General features: G+C 53.2%; 1 tRNA gene and 2 rRNA genes. All 3 read left to right on the top strand.

From position 1 onward, the window contains the following. Nucleotides 1–3 precede the first annotated feature (3 nt). The 3 genes from RW65_RS00140 (at nucleotide 4) to RW65_RS00130 (ending at nucleotide 4,821) form a co-directional block, all read left to right on the top strand. Nucleotides 4–1,543: ribosomal RNA gene (locus RW65_RS00140) — 16S ribosomal RNA — on the top strand. Between the two features lie 85 nt (nucleotides 1,544–1,628). Further along, a tRNA-Glu gene (locus RW65_RS00135) sits at nucleotides 1,629–1,704 on the top strand. Nucleotides 1,705–1,914: 210 nt separating this feature from the next. Further along, nucleotides 1,915–4,821 (top strand): 23S ribosomal RNA (locus RW65_RS00130). The 16S and 23S rRNA genes sit together here with 1 tRNA gene alongside, the layout of an rRNA operon. Nucleotides 4,822–4,844 lie beyond the last annotated feature (23 nt).

The following is a 4,844-nucleotide window of genomic DNA, read 5'->3' as shown; positions in this document are numbered from 1 at the left end:
TTTAAATTGAAGAGTTTGATCATGGCTCAGATTGAACGCTGGCGGCAGGCCTAACACATGCAAGTCGAACGGTAGCACAGAGAGCTTGCTCTCGGGTGACGAGTGGCGGACGGGTGAGTAATGTCTGGGAAACTGCCTGATGGAGGGGGATAACTACTGGAAACGGTAGCTAATACCGCATAACGTCGCAAGACCAAAGAGGGGGACCTTCGGGCCTCTTGCCATCAGATGTGCCCAGATGGGATTAGCTAGTAGGTGGGGTAACGGCTCACCTAGGCGACGATCCCTAGCTGGTCTGAGAGGATGACCAGCCACACTGGAACTGAGACACGGTCCAGACTCCTACGGGAGGCAGCAGTGGGGAATATTGCACAATGGGCGCAAGCCTGATGCAGCCATGCCGCGTGTATGAAGAAGGCCTTCGGGTTGTAAAGTACTTTCAGCGGGGAGGAAGGTGTTGTGGTTAATAACCGCAGCAATTGACGTTACCCGCAGAAGAAGCACCGGCTAACTCCGTGCCAGCAGCCGCGGTAATACGGAGGGTGCAAGCGTTAATCGGAATTACTGGGCGTAAAGCGCACGCAGGCGGTCTGTCAAGTCGGATGTGAAATCCCCGGGCTCAACCTGGGAACTGCATCCGAAACTGGCAGGCTTGAGTCTCGTAGAGGGAGGTAGAATTCCAGGTGTAGCGGTGAAATGCGTAGAGATCTGGAGGAATACCGGTGGCGAAGGCGGCCTCCTGGACGAAGACTGACGCTCAGGTGCGAAAGCGTGGGGAGCAAACAGGATTAGATACCCTGGTAGTCCACGCCGTAAACGATGTCTATTTGGAGGTTGTGCCCTTGAGGCGTGGCTTCCGGAGCTAACGCGTTAAATAGACCGCCTGGGGAGTACGGCCGCAAGGTTAAAACTCAAATGAATTGACGGGGGCCCGCACAAGCGGTGGAGCATGTGGTTTAATTCGATGCAACGCGAAGAACCTTACCTGGTCTTGACATCCACAGAACTTGCCAGAGATGGCTTGGTGCCTTCGGGAACTGTGAGACAGGTGCTGCATGGCTGTCGTCAGCTCGTGTTGTGAAATGTTGGGTTAAGTCCCGCAACGAGCGCAACCCTTATCCTTTGTTGCCAGCGGTTCGGCCGGGAACTCAAAGGAGACTGCCAGTGATAAACTGGAGGAAGGTGGGGATGACGTCAAGTCATCATGGCCCTTACGACCAGGGCTACACACGTGCTACAATGGCGCATACAAAGAGAAGCGACCTCGCGAGAGCAAGCGGACCTCATAAAGTGCGTCGTAGTCCGGATTGGAGTCTGCAACTCGACTCCATGAAGTCGGAATCGCTAGTAATCGTAGATCAGAATGCTACGGTGAATACGTTCCCGGGCCTTGTACACACCGCCCGTCACACCATGGGAGTGGGTTGCAAAAGAAGTAGGTAGCTTAACCTTCGGGAGGGCGCTTACCACTTTGTGATTCATGACTGGGGTGAAGTCGTAACAAGGTAACCGTAGGGGAACCTGCGGTTGGATCACCTCCTTACCTGAAAGAACCTTTCTCTGTAGTGTCCACACAGATTGTCTGATGAAAAGTAAATAGCAAGGCGTCTTACGATTGAGACTTCAGTGTCCCCTTCGTCTAGAGGCCCAGGACACCGCCCTTTCACGGCGGTAACAGGGGTTCGAATCCCCTAGGGGACGCCACTTGCTGGTTTGTGAGTGAAAGTCACCTGCCTTTATATCTCAAAACTCATCTTCGGGTGACGTTTGAGATATTTGCTCTTTAAAAATCTGGATCAAGCTGAAAATTGAAACGACACACTGTGTCTGTTCTCCGTAAATAAGAACAGACAAGCGGTGTGTTCGAGTCTCTCAAATTTTTGCAATCAGAAGTGAAACATCTTCGGGTTGTGAGGTTAAGCGACTAAGCGTACACGGTGGATGCCCTGGCAGTCAGAGGCGATGAAGGACGTGCTAATCTGCGAAAAGCGCCGGTAAGGTGATATGAACCGTTATAGCCGGCGATGTCCGAATGGGGAAACCCAGTGTGACTTGTCACACTATCATTAACTGAATCCATAGGTTAATGAGGCGAACCGGGGGAACTGAAACATCTAAGTACCCCGAGGAAAAGAAATCAACCGAGATTCCCCCAGTAGCGGCGAGCGAACGGGGAGCAGCCCAGAACCTGAATCAGCATGTGTGTTAGTGGAAGCGTCTGGAAAGTCGCAGGGTACAGGGTGATACTCCCGTACACAAAAATGCATGTGCTGTGAGTTCGAAGAGTAGGGCGGGACACGTGGTATCCTGTCTGAATATGGGGGGACCATCCTCCAAGGCTAAATACTCCTGACTGACCGATAGTGAACCAGTACCGTGAGGGAAAGGCGAAAAGAACCCCGGCGAGGGGAGTGAAACAGAACCTGAAACCGTGTACGTACAAGCAGTGGGAGCCTCATTTATGGGGTGACTGCGTACCTTTTGTATAATGGGTCAGCGACTTATATTCTGTAGCAAGGTTAACCGAATAGGGGAGCCGAAGGGAAACCGAGTCTTAACTGGGCGTTAAGTTGCAGGGTATAGACCCGAAACCCGGTGATCTAGCCATGGGCAGGTTGAAGGTTGGGTAACACTAACTGGAGGACCGAACCGACTAATGTTGAAAAATTAGCGGATGACCTGTGGCTGGGGGTGAAAGGCCAATCAAACCGGGAGATAGCTGGTTCTCCCCGAAAGCTATTTAGGTAGCGCCTCGTGAATTCATCTCCGGGGGTAGAGCACTGTTTCGGCTAGGGGGCCATCCCGGCTTACCAACCCGATGCAAACTACGAATACCGGAGAATGTTATCACGGGAGACACACGGCGGGTGCTAACGTCCGTCGTGAAGAGGGAAACAACCCAGACCGCCAGCTAAGGTCCCAAAGTCATGGTTAAGTGGGAAACGATGTGGGAAGGCCCAGACAGCCAGGATGTTGGCTTAGAAGCAGCCATCATTTAAAGAAAGCGTAATAGCTCACTGGTCGAGTCGGCCTGCGCGGAAGATGTAACGGGGCTAAACCATGCACCGAAGCTGCGGCAGCGACACTATGTGTTGTTGGGTAGGGGAGCGTTCTGTAAGCCGTTGAAGGTGTCCTGTGAGGGGTGCTGGAGGTATCAGAAGTGCGAATGCTGACATAAGTAACGATAAAGCGGGTGAAAAGCCCGCTCGCCGGAAGACCAAGGGTTCCTGTCCAACGTTAATCGGGGCAGGGTGAGTCGACCCCTAAGGCGAGGCCGAAAGGCGTAGTCGATGGGAAACAGGTTAATATTCCTGTACTCGGTGTTACTGCGAAGGGGGGACGGAGAAGGCTATGTTGGCCGGGCGACGGTTGTCCCGGTTTAAGCGTGAAGGTGGAATGACCAGGCAAATCCGGTTGTTCTTAACACTGAGGCGTGACGACGAGGCACCACGGTGCTGAAGCAACAAATGCCCTGCTTCCAGGAAAAGCCTCTAAGCTCCAGGTAACATCAAATCGTACCCCAAACCGACACAGGTGGTCAGGTAGAGAATACCAAGGCGCTTGAGAGAACTCGGGTGAAGGAACTAGGCAAAATGGTGCCGTAACTTCGGGAGAAGGCACGCTGGTGTGTAGGTGAAGTGACTTGCTCACGGAGCTGAAACCAGTCGAAGATACCAGCTGGCTGCAACTGTTTATTAAAAACACAGCACTGTGCAAACACGAAAGTGGACGTATACGGTGTGACGCCTGCCCGGTGCCGGAAGGTTAATTGATGGGGTCATCCGCAAGGAGAAGCTCTTGATCGAAGCCCCGGTAAACGGCGGCCGTAACTATAACGGTCCTAAGGTAGCGAAATTCCTTGTCGGGTAAGTTCCGACCTGCACGAATGGCGTAATGATGGCCAGGCTGTCTCCACCCGAGACTCAGTGAAATTGAACTCGCTGTGAAGATGCAGTGTACCCGCGGCAAGACGGAAAGACCCCGTGAACCTTTACTATAGCTTGACACTGAACATTGAGCCTTGATGTGTAGGATAGGTGGGAGGCTTTGAAGCGTGGACGCCAGTCTGCGTGGAGCCAACCTTGAAATACCACCCTTTAATGTTTGATGTTCTAACGTGGACCCGTGATCCGGGTTGCGGACAGTGTCTGGTGGGTAGTTTGACTGGGGCGGTCTCCTCCTAAAGCGTAACGGAGGAGCACGAAGGTCAGCTAATCCTGGTCGGACATCAGGAGGTTAGTGCAATGGCATAAGCTGGCTTGACTGCGAGCGTGACGGCGCGAGCAGGTGCGAAAGCAGGTCATAGTGATCCGGTGGTTCTGAATGGAAGGGCCATCGCTCAACGGATAAAAGGTACTCCGGGGATAACAGGCTGATACCGCCCAAGAGTTCATATCGACGGCGGTGTTTGGCACCTCGATGTCGGCTCATCACATCCTGGGGCTGAAGTAGGTCCCAAGGGTATGGCTGTTCGCCATTTAAAGTGGTACGCGAGCTGGGTTTAGAACGTCGTGAGACAGTTCGGTCCCTATCTGCCGTGGGCGCTGGAGAATTGAGGGGGGCTGCTCCTAGTACGAGAGGACCGGAGTGGACGCATCACTGGTGTTCGGGTTGTCATGCCAATGGCACTGCCCGGTAGCTAAATGCGGAAGAGATAAGTGCTGAAAGCATCTAAGCACGAAACTTGCCCCGAGATGAGTTCTCCCTGAGACTATAAGTCTCCTGAAGGAACGTTGAAGACGACGACGTTGATAGGCCGGGTGTGTAAGCGCAGCGATGCGTTGAGCTAACCGGTACTAATGAACCGTGAGGCTTAACCTTACAACGCCGAAGATGTTTTGGCG

Source organism: Enterobacter sp. Bisph1 (assembly GCF_000814905.1).
In the GTDB taxonomy this organism is placed as follows: Bacteria; Pseudomonadota; Gammaproteobacteria; order Enterobacterales; family Enterobacteriaceae; genus Kosakonia.
Note: the sequence above shows the minus strand (reverse complement) of the source record. Positions and strands in the feature narration are given on the sequence as shown.